We start from the raw sequence: 14829 nt of genomic DNA on the forward strand, positions 1-14829 counted from the left end.
GGCGGGTCGCGCAGTTCCCCGCGCCCCCGACAGCCCGAACCTCTACCGAACTCGGACGAGCTCCTTGATCCCCCTGGCCGCCAAGTAGCCCTCGTCCCCCGTCCGTTCCGCCAGTACCACCGCCGGCCGCACCCCCTCCTGCCGCAGCCGCATCCACTCCTCGAAGTACGCCCCGCCCGGCCCCGACACCGAGCGCGTGGACGGCGTACAGTCCAGGACCAGGGCCGTGTCACGTGGCTCGACCGGCAGGGAAGCCGCCCGCAGTTCGGCGACCGTCTCCGCCAGGGCCCGCGCTATCGGCTTGGCGTGGCCCCCCGAGTCGAACAGCCCCAGCGTGTACTCCAGTTCCGGGAAGTCCGCCAGTGACCGGTCCACGTCGTGGGAGCACCACCAGGTCACGCCCCACAGGTCCGCGCACCCCGAGGCGTTCAGGATCGTCTCGCGGGCGAAGTGCGGGGCGTCGGCGGCCGGGATGTGGGGTTCGGGGGCGCCCGTCTCCTGGATCCAGACCGGGCGGGCCGGGTCCTCGGCGTAGGCCTTGGCCAGTTCCGTGCCGTACTCGGCGAGGTGCAGGGCCTCGGGGGAGCGGGGGCCGTACCGGTTCGCGCACCCGCCGGAGAAGACCCAGGGGTGGACCGTGGTGACATCGCCCTTGCGGGCCGAGGCCTGCGGGGTGAAGGGGTGGTCGTCGCCGTACCAGGCGGCGTCGTACGCGGAGTGCGTGACCAGGCCGCCGTCGGTGCCGAGGCCGTCCCGGGCGGCCGCCAGCAGCGTGTCCAGGTAGTGGTCGACCTCCGCCATGGTCGCCGGGTTGTGCTCGATCAGGTTGTTGAGCTCGTTGCCCAGCTGGAGGCCGATGAGGTTGGGGCGGCCGGCGAGGGCGCGGCCGAGGGCGCGGAGCAGGTCCGCCTGGGCGGCGACGGCGTCCGGGTCGGTGAAGACGTTGCGGTGGTGCCAGCTGCGGGTCCACTCCGGGTAGAAGTCGAAGCTCGACAGATGGCCCTGCACCCCGTCCACCAGCACGTCGAGGCCCGCCTCGGCGGCCAGGTCGACCAGCTGTGCCAGCTGGTCCAGGGCGGCGGTGCGGATCAGGGTGCGGTTGGGCTGGAGCAGCGGCCAGAGGTGGAAGACCCGGACGTGGTCGAGGCCGAGCCCGGCTATCTGGGCGAGGTCCTCGCGGGTGCGGGCCGGATCGAAGTCGTGCCAGGCGTGGAACCAGCCGCGGCGGGGCGTGTAGTTGACGCCGAAGCGGAGCGTGGGAATGGGATCCTCCTCGGGTTCGGGCCCGGTCCGACCTCGGTCCGGCTCGTGTTCTGCTCGGGTTCTGCTCTTGTCCTGCGCGAATGTATCAATCACCATAGTCATCGATGGGTAATGATTTGAACCACACACCGCGCGACGGTCGCGCTCTGGTCATCGGCCTCGACGCCGGCGGCACCCGCACCCGTGCGGTCCTCGCCGCCGCCGACGACGGCCATGTGCTGGGCGAGAGCACCGGCGGGCCGGGCAACGCCATGACCGTCCCCGTCCCCCAGCTCACCGACCACCTCACCGAAGCGCTCGCCCGGGTGGTCCCCGAGGAGGCGCGCGCCCGTGTCGTGTCCGTGACCGGCGGTTTCGCGGGCGCCACGGCGGCCTCCGAGGACGACCCCGGCACCGGCAGGGCCCGCACCGCCCTCACCGAGGCCCTGCGCCGCCTGGGCATCCCGGCCGGCCGGGTCGGGGTGTGCAGCGACATCGAGGCCGCCTTCGCCGCCGCCCCGGGCACCCCCTCCGAGGGCCTGGCCCTGGTGGCGGGCACGGGCGCGGTCGCCATGCGCATCACCGGCCGGCACGCCACGACCACCGTGGACGGCGACGGCTGGCTCCTCGGCGACGAGGGCAGCGGCTTCTGGATCGGCCGCAGCGCGGTCCGCGCCGCCCTGCGCATGGCCGACGGCCGCGGCCGTCCGACCGTCCTGGCCGGCTGGGTCGGCCGCACCCTGGGCCTGCCGGTCGACGTCCTCCCCAAGGGTGGAATCCCCTCGTACGACCGTGGCGGCGCCGTCCCGCCGAGCGGTACCGCGCCCCACCCCACCGGCGTCCCCGGCTGGGAACGCGCCCGGCGTGAGGACTTCCGCCGCCATCTGCTGCCCGCCGTCATGGCCGATCCGCCGATCCGGCTGGCCCGCTTCGCCCCGCTGGTCGCCGAGGCGGCCGCCGAGCGGGACGCCGTGGCCGAGACCATCCTGAGCGAGGCGGCGGACCACCTGCTGGCGGCCGTACGGGCGCTGGAACCGCGTCCCGGGGAGCGGATCGTCGCCACGGGCGGGCTCCTCGGTCCCGAGGGGCCGCTGACCGCCCCGCTCGCCGCCCGCCTCCACACGCACGGCCTGAGCCTGGACTGGGTGGCCGACGGCCGCCCCGGCGCGGTCGCCCTCGCCCGGCTGGCGCACCCGTCATGAGCGACGCCGTCTACCGCGACCCCACCGCCCCGACCGAGGCCCGCGTCCGCGACCTCCTCGCCCGGATGACCCTGCGGGAGAAGGTCGGCCAGCTCAACCAGCGGATGTACGGCTGGGACGCCTACCGCCGCACCCCCGACGGCGGCTTCGAGCTCACCGAGGCCCTCCACGCCGAGACCGACCGTTTCGAGGGCCTGGGCGCCCTCTACGGCCTGCAGCGCGCCGACGCGTGGTCCGGCGTGGACCACGGGAACGGACCGGGCGCGCAGGACGGTGCCGCCCTCGCCGAACTGGTGCAGCGGCACGTCGTGGGCCGCAGCCGGCTCGGCATCCCGGCGCTGTTCGTGGAGGAGGTCCCGCACGGCCTCATGGCCCTGGACGGCACGGTCCTGCCGGTCAACCTCGCGGTCGGCGCCGGCTGGGACCCCGCACTGTACGAGCGAGCCGCCGCCCACGCCGCCGCCGAGCTGCGGGCCCGGGGCGGCCACGTGGCCCTCGTCTCCGCGCTGGACATCGCGCGCGACCCGCGCTGGGGCCGTACCGAGGAGTGCTTCGGCGAGGACCCGTACCTGGCCGCCCGGCTGACGGAAGCACTGGTCAGGGGAGCGCAGGGCCCGGGTGAGGACTTCGCGCCCGACAAGGCACCCGTCGTCCTCAAGCACTTCGCCGGGCAGGGAGCCACCGTCGGCGGACGCAACTCCGCGGAGTCGGAGCTGGGTTGGCGTGAGCTGCACGAGATCCACCTCCCCGCCGCCCGGGCCGGTGTCCGCGCGGGCGCCGCCGCCGTCATGGCCGCGTACAACGAGGTCGACGGGATGCCCTGCTCCGGCAACCGCGCCCTGCTCACCGGCCTGTTGCGCGAGGAGTGGGGCTTCGACGGACTCGTCATGGCGGACGGCCTCGCCGTCGACCGGCTGGCCCGGATCACCGGTGACAAGACCTCGGCGGGCGCTCTCGCCCTCAACTCCGGTGTCGATCTGAGCCTTTGGGATGAGGGCTTCACCCACCTGGAGGAGGCGGTCGAGCGCGGACTCGTCGAGGAGAGCGTCCTCGACGCCGCCGTCGCCCGGGTGCTGCGCCTCAAGTTCCGGCTGGGGCTGTTCGAGCCGCAGCGCACGACGTGCCCCGCTCCGGCCGGCGGAGCGGAGCTCAGCAAGGACGTCGCCCGGGCCGCCGTCACCCTCCTGCGCAACGACGGGGTGCTCCCCGTCGGCGCGCACGTCTCGCGGATCGCCGTGCTCGGTCCCCAGGCCGCCACCACCGCCCACCAGTCGGGCGACTACACGGCCCCGCAGCGCCCCGGCACCGGCAGCAGCGTCCTGGACGGCCTGCGCAGGCTCGCCCCGCCCGGCCTCGACATCCGCCACGCCGCAGGCTGCTCGCTCACCGGCGACGACCTCTCCGGCATCCCCGAGGCGATCGCCCAGGCCGCCGCGTCCGACCTCGCCGTGCTGGTGCTGGGCGGCAGCAGCGCCCGGACCCCCGAGACCGTGTTCGACGCCAACGGGGCCGCGCTCACGGCGGTCTCCGAGATGACCTGCGGCGAGGGCGTCGACCTCGCCGGGCTCCGGCTGGGCGACGCCCAGTACGCGCTGCTGGACGCCGTGGTGGCGACGGGCACGCCGACCGCGGTCGTGCTGGTCCAGGGGCGCCCGCATCTCGTGCCGGACACCGCGCCCGCCCTGCTCTCGGCCTGGTATCCCGGCCCCTGGGGCGGCGAGGCGATCGCCGAGGTGCTGCTCGGACTCGTGGAACCCGCGGGCCGACTGCCCGTCTCCGTGCCCCGCTCGGCGGCCCAGCTCCCCGTCTACTACAACCACAAGGACACCGAGTACGGCGGATACGCCGACGAGAGCGCCGAGCCGCGGTACTCCTTCGGGCACGGGCTGTCGTACACGAGCTTCGCGTACGGCGAGCCACGCCTCACGGGATCGGCGGTCGAGGTGGATGTCACCAACACCGGTCAGCGGTACGGGCGTTCGGTCGTCCAGGTCTACCTGCGCCGGCTGATCGCCCCCACCTGGCCGCGCACCCTCGAACTGTGCGCGTTCGAGGGTGTCGGCCTGGCGCCGGGCGAGCGCCGTACGGTGACCCTGCCCCTGGAGGGCATCAGCGGCACCGTCGAGATCAGGGTCGCCGCGTCAGCCCGGGAGGCGCTCACCGCGAAGGGTCACAGCTTGACGGCCCCCGACGACACGCCCTTGTAGAACCACCGCTGGGTGATCACGAACAGCACCAGCACCGGGACCACCGAGATCACCGAACCGGCCATGACCATCCGCTGGTCGTAGCCGAACGAGGAGCTCTGGAGGCGGGAGAGTCCCAGTGTGAGCGTCATGTTGCTCTCCGAGCGCAGCACGATCAGCGGCCACAGGAAGTCATCCCAGGCGCTGATGAACGTGTTGATGACGACCACCATGATCGCGCCCCACGCGGACGGCAGATACAGGTACCGGAAGCGCTGCCACTCGTTCGCGCCGTCGAGCATCGCCGAGTCCTCGATCTCGCGCGGGACCGCGAGGAAGGCGCCGCGCATGAGCAGGACGTTGATGGCGCCGACGAAGCCGGGCAGCCACACGCCCGCCAGGCTGTCGACCAGGCCCAGGTCGCGGATGCTGATGAACAGCGACACCATGATCGACTCGAAGGGGAACATCATCGAGGCGACCAGCACCACCCAGACCGCCTTGCGGCCCTTCCAGGCGGGCTTGGAGAGCATGTAGCCGGCCGTCGTGGAGAAGACCAGCTGGCTGGTGACCGACAGGGCGACCACGATCAGGCTGTTCCTGATGTACGACCACACCGGCACCTGGTCGAAGACCGTCCGGTAGGCGCGCAGCGTCGGATGGTGCGGCAGCAGGGTGGCGTCCGCGCCGAAGACGTCCTCGCTCGTGCCCTTCAGGGAGGCGAGGAGCTGCCACAGCAGCGGGCCCACGGTGAGGCCGAGCACCAGCAGGAGGAGCAGATAGCGGACGACCAGCTCGCGGGGGCGGCCGTAGTCCCGCCAACGCGGCATCAGGCGACGGCGCTTGGTCCCGACGGTGGTCCCGACGGTGGTCTCGACGACGCTCGCCGTCATGACTCGTCCTCCTTGGTCAGACGCTGCGCCAGCAGGGTCAGCCCCAGCGTCAGCGCGAACAGGGCCACGCTGACGGCCGAGCCGTATCCCGCGTTGCCGGTGATCGGGTCCAGGCCGACGTCCCGGATGTAGAACGGCAGGGTGCGGTCGGCGCCGCCGGGGCCGCCGGTGGAGCTGCCGAGCATGTAGATCTCGGTGAACACCCTGAGCGAGCCGATGCCGGTGAGGGTGCCGACGAGCATCATGGCCTGCCGGACACCGGGGACCGTGATGTGCCAGAAGCGGCGCACGGCACCGGCGCCGTCCATCTGCGCGGCCTCGTGCAGTTCCCTCGGCACGTTCCCGAGGGCGGCCAGGTAGAAGACCATGTACCAGCCGAGGCCCTTCCACAGGGTCAGGCCCATCGCGGAGAGCAGGATCAGCCAGGAGTCGGAGAGGAAGGGGACGGCCGACTTGATCAGGTGGGCCTTCTCCAGCCAGGTGTTGACCAGCCCGTCGTCGGCGAGCAGCCACTGCCAGCTCAGACCGACGACCACGCTGGAGGCGAGCACCGGTGTGTAGAAGGCGGAGCGGAAGAAGCCGATGCCGGGGAGGTTCTTCTCCACCAGGACGGCCAGCATCAGCGGCAGCAGCACCATCAGCGGTACGACGATCACCGCGTAGAGGATGCTGTTGCGGGTGGCGAGCCAGAAGTCGTCGTCCTGGATCATCCGCGTGTAGTTGTCGAGTCCGACGAACCCCGCGGCGCCGCCCAGCGGCTTGGCGTTGGTGAACGACAGCAGGAGCGTGTTGAGGAACGGGAACACCCCGAAGACCACCGCGCACCCGATCGCCGGGGCGGTCCACAGCCAGGGCAGCCACCAACGGCGGTACATGGCAGCGCCGTTGGCGCCGGGAGCGGGACCCGGCAGCACGGCCCTGGTGAGTCGGCGGAGGCGGGACGGGGCCGGGCCCGGCGCGGGGGTCGGGGACTCCACGCCGGACACCGGATGCGTGATCTGTGCCGTCACCGTCAGCTGCCCTGCTTCAGCAGCTCGTTCGCCTTCTCCTGGGCGTCCTTGACGGCGTCCGCGGGGCTCTTCTTGCCCTGCATGGCCAGCTGCACCTGGGACACGATGGCGTTCTGCACGGCCGGGGAGAGGTTGGTCTGGTTGGTGGAGGCCGTCTTGAGCTGGTCGGCGACGAGCTTGCGGGCCTGCGAGAACGGGTCGCTGCCGGTGACGTTCTGGAAGAACGGGTCGTCGAGCGACTGGGTGGTGGTCGGGAAGATCACCACGTCGGGGTCCTTGCACCAGGCCGTCTGGTTCTCGGCGTTGGTGAGGAACTCCGCGAACGACAGCGCCACCGGTGCGTGCTTGCTGGTCGCGGCGACCGAGATGTACTGCGGGGCGCCGGCGGAGGCGACGCCGAGCGCGTCGTAGGGCTGCTGGCCGACGGCCGTCTTGTCGTAGACCGACGGGCTGTTCTGCTTCACGAACCGCACGAAGCTCGGGTTGGTCGAGCCGTAGGCGACCTTGCCCTGGCTGTAGAGCGTGGACGGGTCGTTGCTGGAGGACAGCGAGTCCTTCGGCATCGCGCCCTCCTTGTACAGCTTCGCCATCCAGGCGACCCACTGGGTGGTGCGCGGGTCGTCGCCGAAGACGGCGGACTTGCCGTCGGCGGAGAGCACCTTGATGCCCATCTGGTCGAAGTCGGCGGGGATGCGCCAGATCGGGTTGGCCATCGTCGCGAAGTACTTGCCGTCGGCGGCCTTGGCGACCTTCTCGTAGTCGGCGAAGAGCCCGAAGATGCTCGTCGGCGGCTTCGCCGCGTCGACGCCGGACCTGGCCAGCAGGTCCTTGTTGTACGTCAGCAGGACACCGCCGGTGTACCAGGGCAGCGTGGTGTGGATCGCCTTGCCCGAGGCGTTCGCGAAGGTGGCGGTCTTCCAGAACGACGGGACGAAGGGCTTGGCGGCGTCCGGGTCCTTGGTGCCGATGTCGAGCAGGTAGCCGGCCTTGGTGAGGGCGGTCGCCGTCGGCGCGTTGACGTTGATGACGTCGGCCATCGTGCAGGCCTGGGCGTCGGCGACGGTCCGGCTCGTGAAGGTGTTGTCGCCCGGGTCGTCGATCCACTTGACCTTGGTGCCGGGGTGGGCCTTCTGGAAGTCCGCGATCACACCGTTGAAGAAGTCCCCGAAGTCTTTCTTCAGGTTCGTCGTCTGGAAGGTGATCGTGCCCTTGACGTCTCCGGTCAGCTTCCCCGACCCGACGTTGCCCTTGTCGACCTTGCAGCCGCCGGCGGTGGCGTCACCGCTGTCGGAGCCGCCACTGAGACCGCAGCCGGTGGCAGCGAGTGACAGAACGGCGATACAGGTCAGGGTGCGGGTCAGTCTCTTTGCTCGCATGTGATGCCCTCCACGGCTGGTTCAATGAACCAACTCCGACTCCGATTGATGAAAAGGTGGACCAGAATTCATCGGAGGTCAATGGTTTGCTGTGTTGCGTTTAGGTTCCGTACGAGATCAGTGACGGTGTTCATGGTCCGGGTGCGAGGGGTCGCCGGGGTGTTCGTGCCCGTGGGAGTAGGTCACTCCGCCGCGCGCCTGGTCCAGCCAACCGAAGAACGCCTGGCGGCCGGCTGCCCTGCGGAGCTCGCGCGCGATGCCCTCGCGGACCTCGTCGTACGGCAGCAGATCTTCCGGGGCCGCCCCGTCGAAGGGCGTGACGCCCCGCCTCAGCGCCGCCGGGGTGAGGAAGCGGTCCTGGTTGCGGTCGTAGTAGTCCCGTACGGCCGTCTCGGGGACCGTCTGCTCGGCTTCCAGCGCGGTGAGGAGGGCACGGGCGGCCGGGGAGTGGGCGAGGGCCGCGGCGACGATGCTGCCGAGGTCCGCCACGTCTGTCTCGGCGACGGCCAGGACGGAGGCGGGGGACACCTCTTCCGGGACCTTCAGGCCGCGGTCCGTGCAGGCTCTTCGGGCCAGTTCGTCGGTGACCACGACTTGGGTGGCCCAGCGGCGTCTTTGTCTCGCGACGGAGGGTGCCTCCGGCTGTCGTCCGGCGGGTGCGGGTGCGTCGTGGCTGATCGCGCCGTTCCCCGCGCCCCTGAAGGGGCGCCTTTCCAGGAACGAGTCCACCCGGTCCCTCGGTAGCGGTTCGCCGTCTATCAGTGCCGCGTGTTCCGGGGTCACGGGGTCACCTCCAGGGGGATCGCCCTCGTGTAGGCCACGTGACCGTTCCACGCCGCCTTCGCCATCAGCCAGTACGCACCCGGGGGGATCAGTGAGCCGTCCACCTCGATGACGGCGTCCAGCCGCTCCCCTCCCGGCACCTTGAAGCCCTGGAGGCCCGGCGTGACGCCCTGCCAGGTGCCCCAGGACGACACCGCCCACAGCTGACCGCCGACCGGGCCCCGGGTGGAGTTGCGCAGGCTCACCGGAACCTGAGCCCGCTCACCCCTGCGCACGGTGACCCGGTCGGCGGCCAGGTCGCACACCAGGCCCTGCCCCGGGGGCGGTCCGCCTGGTACGTCGAGGCCCACGACGTCCTCGTAGATCTGGCCGCCGTACGACAGCCGGGCCGTGAGCCAGTGCCGGCCGGGCGCGGCGTCCGGTGGCGGGGTCACCGTCACCTCGGCCAGCGAGAAGCCGCCGGGCCCGAGCGCGTACGGCAGCTCGGGAGGCTCGGCGGTCCAGCCGGGCGGCACGTCGAGGACCACGGTGCCCTTCGCCGAGGTGTCCGTGAGCTCGGAGCCGATCCGCACGGTCGCGGTGACGGGGCCGGTCGCGGTGAGCGCGGTCGGGGAGAGATAGACGGACACCGGCATGTTGCCGCGCGGGGCGGGCCCGGAGTTGTGCAGCCAGTAGCGCGTGTGGACGGGCTGGGCGGGCTCGTGGGCGGCGACCCCGGGGTCGGTCCGGGGCTCCGGCGCCTGCGGGGGCGTGGCGAGGAAGGTGGCCACCTCGAAGCCGGTGAGCCCGGCCTCCAGGGCCCCCTCGCCGTCCGGGAGCAGCGACTCACCGGGCCTTTCCAGTACGTCCGCCAGGGCGCCCTCGGTCCAGGCGACCGGCCCGCGCACCCGGGCCCGCACCGGCCGTCCGTTGACCTCGTGCACGCGCACGACGACCCCGCGCCCCGGATCCGCGGGCGCCGCGCTGCCCCGGGCCAGCGGGGAGCCCAGCGGCTTGAGGGCGTCGAGGAGTACCTCGCGGGCCGGCTCCACCTCCAGCAGGGAGGTCTCGCGGGGCAGCAGCGCGGACCCGCCCTCGCCGCGCACGCGGGCGGTGAGGGGATGGTTGAACTCGTGTCCCCGCGCGGGCAGTCGGAGGTCCCGCCAGTCGCCGTCGCCCGCGACGACCGCGTACTGGAAGGTGTGCGACCAGCGCTGGAGCTGGAAGCCCGAGCCGTCGGGAGTCGTGCGGCGGGGTGGGTCGACCCAGATGCCGGAGGGCCAGCCCGTGCAGGAGCGCATCAGGGACATGTAGAGGTCGCCGGAGGTGGTGACGACACAACCGGGCGTGCCCCGGTTCAGGACGGCGAAGCCGCGCCCGTCCCAGGCGTCACCGGGCGGGAGGGCCTCGCCGCCGCCCGCCGCGGTGGCGGTGACGGTGAAGTCCTCCAGGTCCGTGATCAGCGCGTCGACGGCCTTCGCGTCCCCCGAGGGGTCGGCGCCGGCGATCACCAGCAGCGGCAGCCGTTCCAGGTCGCGCAGGTCGGCGCCGGGCACCCACTCCTCGCGCAGGGAGGCACGCGGCGCGACCCAGACGGCCGCCACGCCCTGTGCGGCGACCTGGCGGCGCAGCTCGCGGTCGGCCGCCGGGTCCATGGCGAGGGCCTCGGCGACCAGACAGTTGCGCTCGGGGCCGCCCACCGCGATCCGGATGTCGGGAAGGTTGGAGTCGACTTCGAGGTCGCCGTAGCGGGGACCGCAGGCGATGGTCGAGGTCGCCGTGACACCCGCGCGGACCAGGGCCGCCGCGAGCGGGGCGCCCAGCTCGCCCGCCTCGTCCCAGTCGGCGTACACCAACTCGGCGACTCCGAAGGCCCGTTGCCCCAGCAGTGCGCCGGAGTCGTCGCGCAGCGCCACCCGTGCCGTGGACGCCAGCCCGAACCAGGTGTGGGCCGGGTTGTCCAAAGTCCACGGGAACTGCTCGCTGTTCACCTCCACGAACCCGAACCCCCGCCCGATCACCGCGTCGGCGACCTCGTGCACGGGCAGTCCGCCGCGCACGTCGGAGGGCCAGCGGACCCGGATGAGGCGGTCCTCGCCGTCGTAGCCGTCGATCGTCGTGGAGACGTCGAGCCGGTCGACGCCGGTCCAGAGGGTCAGCGTCTGGGTGTACGTGAACAGTCCGAGGTCGGCGCGGACGGTGAGGCGGGACCCGGCGGGGGAGTGCTCGACGGCGACGTCCGCCGTGACGTCCCGGCTGCGGGCGGCGGTCGTACCGGTCGGGGTGAGGTGCCAGGGGCCCTCGCCGAAGCGCGGGTGCCTCGAATACTCCTCCTGGACGACCAGTTCGTTGCCGATGTCGCCGGCGGGCAGCAGTTCGCGGCCGTCCCCGGCGAGGGCCCGCAGGCTGCTCACGGCGCCGCCGCGCGCCGGGTCGACCGTCACCTCGTAGAACTCGTTACGGATGGTCGTGCCCGCGCCGGAGGCCCACCCGGGAAGCGAACCGGCCGCCAGGGGCAGCGCCTTGAGACCCATGCCGGGCACCCGCGGGACGACGACCCGCAGGGTGCCGTCCTGCTCGCGTACGGCGGGCAGCGGCTGGAAGTCGTCGCCGACCGGCACCAGGCCGGGGTCGTCGAGGCTCAGCACGTCCCGCCGTTCCCAGGTGACCGGGTTGAAGACCACCAGGTCGGGTCCGGTGCCCGGCTCGACCCGGTCGGCCAGCGCCTTCGTCGCGTCGGCGTGCACGGTCTCGGCGAGGTCGGCCAGCTCCCGCCAGCCGGTGAGGAGATCGATGTACACCTGGTCCGACTCCGAGCCGGTGATGGCGTCGTGGTGGGCGCCGTAGACCAGTTGCCGCCACGCCTTGTCGAGGGCCGCGTCCGGATAGGGGTGGCCGGTGACCAAGGAGGCGAGGGTCGCCCAGGCCTCCGCGTCGGCGAGCAGCGTCTCGCCGTACCGCTGGGCCTGCTTGGTGTCGATGTAGGAGACGTCCTTGCCGGTGTAGACCGGGTTCATGTCCCGCGTCTGCGGTGAGGCCTTACGGCCCTCGGCGTCCAGCTCCGCGCGCACGGCGGCGAAGAAGTCCCGGGGGACCCCGGAGACGAACCGGGGCCAGACGTACCGGGCGTTCCAGTCCCGGTGGATGTCCATCACCCAGCGGCACGGCGGCGCGTAGTCCCCGCCGACCGGGAGCAGCACGTTGCGCGTGAGGGCGACCTTCTTCAGCCCCTGGAACAGCTTGAACGCCTCGGCCTCGGCCTCGGGCAGCGTCGGCGCGTTGTCGATCCGCCAGCCGGCGCCGTAGTGGTTGACCATGTACGCGGTGAGGATCCCGCGCCCCGAGGGGGCGATCCAGTCGAACTCGGCCGGGAACTGCATCCGGTTCGGGTCCCGCGGCTCCTCGCCGAACACGGAGAGGGTCGGCCCCCACTGGTGGAAGGGCCCGCGCGCCCAGGAGCTGGAGGAGACCCCCGCGTCGGCCATGATCCCCGGGAACTGCGGGTCGTGCCCGAACGCGTCCAGCTGCCAGGCGGTCTCCGGGGACGCCCCGAGGATCGCCCGCTGGTATCCGTCGCCGTACAGCGCGTTGCGTACGGTCGCCTCGGCGCCGGTGAGGTTGGTGTTCGGCTCGTTGTACGTGCCGCCCATGATCTCGACGCGGCCGGTGCGGATCAGCTCGCGCAGGAAGCCGCGCTCCTCCGGGAAGGCGTTCCAGTACGGCTTGAGGTAGTCGACCTCGGCCAGCACGAAGGTGTACGCCGGATCGCGCCGGGCCAGATCGGAGTGGGCCCGGACCAGGCTCATCCCGGACTGGCCGCGCGAGTCGAAGGTGCGGGCGGGCAGGCCGGTGGTGGCGGGGGCGTCGGCGACGTCCCAGGTCTCGGTGTAGGCGCCCTGGGTGTTCCACCAGACGGGGTCGTAGTGGAAGTGGCTGACCATGAACATGGTCCAGCCGGGCTCGGCGACCGTGAACTCGCCGGTGCCGCTCGCGCTCTCGTCCCCGTCGGTCGCGGTGACGGTGATCGGTCCGCCGGCGCCGGTCACGGGTATCTCGGCGCGTACGGTGCCGTCCTCGCCGACGGTGACGACGCTCTCGCCGGTGCCGCGCCCCTCGACCCGCACGTGGACCGTGCGGCCCGGGAGGTGCTCGATCCCGGCCGACACCACCTGGAGCGGTTGCTCGGGGGTACCGACGAACAACTCGGTCGACTCAACAGAGGTGACGCGCATGGGGCTCCTACGAGATGACTCGGGGGAGCCCCATCCTGGCATCGAGAGGATGATTCAAACAACCATCTTCGTGTTATCTCGGTGGTTCATCCATGCAAGATCAGTCACGTCACCGCGCACGGCGGGCCTTCACCGCGTGCTGCGGGGTGATGTGGTCGGTGAGCGCGAGGGAGGCGCTGGCCCGCTGGTAGGCGACCTGGCCGACCCGGACGTAGAGGCAGTCGACGATCATCAGGACGGAGTGCCGGCCGCCGATGCTGCCGGTGCGGAAGCTGGTCTCGGAGGTCGCGGAGACGAGCCGGATGTCGGCGGCCTTGGCCAGCGGGGAACGCGGGTCGGTGGTGATGGCGATCGTGGTCGCGCCCCGCTCCTTGGCCATCTCGAAGGGTTCGAGGGTCTCGCGGGTGGCGCCCGAGTGGGAGATCCCTATGGCCACGTCGGCCGGCGTGAGCAGGGCCGCGGAGGTGGCGGCGCCGTGCACCTCGGTCCAGCCGCGGACCTGGCAGCCGATGCGGAACAGCCGCGTCTCGGTCTCCTGGGCGACCGCGCCGCTGCCCCCGACGCCGTACACGTCGATGCGGCGGGCCTTGGCCAGCGCCTGGGCCGCGCGCTCCAGGGCGTCGAGGTCGATGCGCTCGATGGTCTGCTGGATCGCGCGCAGATCCGCGCTGCCGACCACCTGGACGACCCGCTCCAGGCTGTCGTCCGGGGAGATGTCCGGACCGATCTCGGCCGAGCCCCAGTCGGAGACCTCGCCGCGGCCGCGCTCCTGGGCCAGCTCGATCAGCAGATGCTGGTAGGACTCCAGCCCGATGGCGCGGCAGAACCGGGTCACCGTGGCCTGCGAGGTTCCGGTGCGGCGGCCCAGTTCGGCGGCCGAGCAGTGGGTGACGGCGGCCGGATCCTCCAGGATCAGCTCGCCGACCTTCCGCAGTGAACCGGCCAGCCGGGGCAGTTCGGTGCGGATCAGTGTGGTGACGTCGGTCGGAGGCATGGAAAGAAGGTATCAGCCACCCTTAGGGCCACTGATTGAATACCAGGACCGCAGTATGGTTTATTGATTCACCGATGGCTGATTGTATGGTGGTTCAATCCATCAGTGGGGAGTGTCGCGTGTCCGTCGATTCAGTCAGCGCCCAGGGCTTCGCCGAACAGAGCCTGGACGTCCTCCATCACGTCGTCGAGTCCGCCCGCGAGGACGTGCGCCGAGCCGCCGAACTGATCGCCGACTGCATCCGCGCCGACGGTGTGATCCACGCCTTCGGCACCGGCCACTCCCAGGCGATGGTCCTGGAGGTCGCGGGCCGCGCGGGCGGTCTGGTGCCCACGAACCGGCTCCAGATGTCCGACCTGGTCCTCTACGGCGGCGACGCGCCGAGCGTGCTCGACGACCCGCTTCTGGAGCGCGAGCCCGGAGTGGCGGTGCGCCTCTACGACCTGGCCGCTCCCCGGGCCCAGGACCTGTTCGTGATCATCTCCAACTCCGGGGTCAACAACGTCATCGTGGAGATGGCGCTGCATGCCAAGGAGCAGGGGCACAGGATCCTCGCGATCACCTCCCGCACGCACACGGCGGCGGTGCCCGCGGGGCACGAGAGCGGGAAGAAGCTCGTGGACCTGGCGGACGTGGTGCTGGACAACGCGGCTCCCGTCGGCGACGCCCTGCTGGCGTTGCCCGGGGGCGGGGCGGTGGGGGCACTGTCCACGCTGACCGGGGTGATGCTGGTGCAGATGGCGGTGGCCGAGGCGTGCGCCGCGCTGCTCGCCGCGGGGGAGCGTCCGCCGGTGTACGTGTCGGCCAACGTGCCGGGTGGGTTCGAGGGGAACCTGGAGTTGGAGAAACGGTACGCGGGGCGGGTCCGGCGTACGGCCACGTAGGTTTTTTCGGGGGGTATCGCGGGGAACCTGCGGCCGGCGGGGGCCGGT

General features: G+C 72.0%; 10 protein-coding genes. 3 read left to right on the forward strand and 7 right to left on the reverse strand.

Annotation, left to right across the window (positions count from 1 at the left end):
- Positions 1-42 precede the first annotated feature (42 nt).
- Positions 43-1359, reverse strand: coding sequence for a glycoside hydrolase 5 family protein (locus tag AQI94_RS25700; protein ID WP_031052228.1), 1317 nt, complete (start codon positions 1357-1359; stop codon positions 43-45).
- An 8-nt stretch (positions 1360-1367) separates the two neighbouring features.
- Here AQI94_RS25700 and AQI94_RS25705 point away from each other — a divergent pair, with 8 nt between their 5' ends.
- Positions 1368-2444 carry an N-acetylglucosamine kinase gene (locus AQI94_RS25705; protein ID WP_062229947.1) on the forward strand — a complete coding sequence of 359 codons (1077 nt, stop codon included), beginning with the start codon at positions 1368-1370 and terminating at the stop codon, positions 2442-2444.
- Positions 2441-4651, forward strand: coding sequence for a glycoside hydrolase family 3 N-terminal domain-containing protein (locus AQI94_RS25710; protein WP_031050881.1), 2211 nt, complete (start codon positions 2441-2443; stop codon positions 4649-4651). Before AQI94_RS25705 ends, AQI94_RS25710 begins: the two co-directional genes overlap by 4 nt.
- Here the strand turns inward: AQI94_RS25710 and AQI94_RS25715 are convergent.
- From AQI94_RS25715 to AQI94_RS25740, 6 genes are all read right to left on the reverse strand, one after another.
- Positions 4615-5523, reverse strand: a complete 909-nt coding sequence (locus tag AQI94_RS25715) for a carbohydrate ABC transporter permease (RefSeq protein ID WP_031050878.1) — start codon at positions 5521-5523, stop codon at positions 4615-4617. The genes AQI94_RS25710 and AQI94_RS25715 overlap by 37 nt on opposite strands.
- Entirely contained in the window at positions 5520-6533 is a 1014-nt protein-coding gene (locus AQI94_RS25720) for a carbohydrate ABC transporter permease (protein WP_031050875.1), read from the reverse strand. Before AQI94_RS25720 ends, AQI94_RS25715 begins: the two co-directional genes overlap by 4 nt.
- 2 nt (positions 6534-6535) lie before the next feature.
- Positions 6536-7909: an extracellular solute-binding protein gene (locus AQI94_RS25725; RefSeq protein WP_031050872.1), complete on the reverse strand. Its 1374-nt coding sequence runs from the start codon at positions 7907-7909 to the stop codon at positions 6536-6538.
- A gap of 117 nt (positions 7910-8026) precedes the next feature.
- Positions 8027-8692, reverse strand: a complete 666-nt coding sequence (locus AQI94_RS25730) for a hypothetical protein (RefSeq protein ID WP_031050869.1) — start codon at positions 8690-8692, stop codon at positions 8027-8029.
- A complete protein-coding gene (locus AQI94_RS25735; protein ID WP_062229948.1) occupies positions 8689-12903 on the reverse strand; it encodes a glycoside hydrolase family 38 N-terminal domain-containing protein in 4215 nt (1404 codons plus the stop codon). Before AQI94_RS25735 ends, AQI94_RS25730 begins: the two co-directional genes overlap by 4 nt.
- A 109-nt stretch (positions 12904-13012) precedes the next feature.
- Positions 13013-13897, reverse strand: coding sequence for a MurR/RpiR family transcriptional regulator (locus tag AQI94_RS25740; protein WP_031061110.1), 885 nt, complete (start codon positions 13895-13897; stop codon positions 13013-13015).
- 119 nt (positions 13898-14016) lie between these two features.
- Here AQI94_RS25740 and AQI94_RS25745 point away from each other — a divergent pair, with 119 nt between their 5' ends.
- A complete protein-coding gene (locus AQI94_RS25745; RefSeq protein WP_031061107.1) occupies positions 14017-14781 on the forward strand; it encodes a sugar isomerase domain-containing protein in 765 nt (254 codons plus the stop codon).
- The last annotated feature ends 48 nt before the right edge of the window (positions 14782-14829 follow it).

Source organism: Streptomyces pseudovenezuelae (assembly GCF_001513955.1).
GTDB classification, from domain to species: domain Bacteria; phylum Actinomycetota; class Actinomycetes; order Streptomycetales; family Streptomycetaceae; genus Streptomyces; species Streptomyces pseudovenezuelae.

Excerpts from the sequence above, each read along its gene's own strand:
- AQI94_RS25710 (WP_031050881.1), top strand. The coding sequence starts at position 2,441 with ATGAGCGACGCCGTCTACCGCGACCCCACCGCCCCGACCGAGGCCCGC.
- AQI94_RS25715 (WP_031050878.1), bottom strand. The coding sequence starts at position 5,523 with ATGACGGCGAGCGTCGTCGAGACCACCGTCGGGACCACCGTCGGGACC.
- AQI94_RS25705 (WP_062229947.1), top strand. The coding sequence starts at position 1,368 with ATGGGTAATGATTTGAACCACACACCGCGCGACGGTCGCGCTCTGGTC.
- AQI94_RS25735 (WP_062229948.1), bottom strand. The coding sequence starts at position 12,903 with ATGCGCGTCACCTCTGTTGAGTCGACCGAGTTGTTCGTCGGTACCCCC.
- AQI94_RS25740 (WP_031061110.1), bottom strand. The coding sequence starts at position 13,897 with ATGCCTCCGACCGACGTCACCACACTGATCCGCACCGAACTGCCCCGG.
- AQI94_RS25700 (WP_031052228.1), bottom strand. The coding sequence starts at position 1,359 with ATGGTGATTGATACATTCGCGCAGGACAAGAGCAGAACCCGAGCAGAA.
- AQI94_RS25725 (WP_031050872.1), bottom strand. The coding sequence starts at position 7,909 with ATGCGAGCAAAGAGACTGACCCGCACCCTGACCTGTATCGCCGTTCTG.